This window comes from Bradyrhizobium sp. BRP56 (assembly GCF_020194035.1).
Lineage (GTDB): Bacteria > Pseudomonadota > Alphaproteobacteria > Rhizobiales > Xanthobacteraceae > Bradyrhizobium > Bradyrhizobium australafricanum.
Map to the genome: position 1 here is coordinate 1 of NZ_JADYVV010000248.1, position 386 is coordinate 386.

General features: G+C 67.4%; 1 pseudogene. It reads left to right on the forward strand.

Annotated elements, in window-relative coordinates:
- Positions 1-386: pseudogene (locus I6F38_RS43620) on the forward strand (thymidine phosphorylase); the annotation flags it as partial.

Genomic DNA, 386 nt, shown 5'->3' on the forward strand with positions numbered 1-386 from the left:
CATCATGTCCAAGAAGATCGCGGCAGGCTCGACCCATCTGCTGATCGACATTCCGGTCGGGCCGACCGCGAAGGTCACCGGCGGCGTCGAGGCCATGCGGCTGCGAAAGCTGTTCGAATTCGTCGGCGACCGCTTCGGCCGGACGGTCGAGGTGATCACGACCGACGGCAGCCAGCCGATCGGCAACGGCATCGGGCCGGTGCTGGAGGCCAACGACGTCATGGCGGTGCTCGGCAATGACAAGGATGCGCCGCGCGATCTGCGCGAGAAGTCGCTCCGGCTCGCCGCCCATCTCTTGGAATACGATCCCAAGCTGCGCGGCGGGGCCGGCTATGCCCGGGCGCGCGAACTGCTGGATAGCGGCGCGGCACTGCAGCAGATGCAGA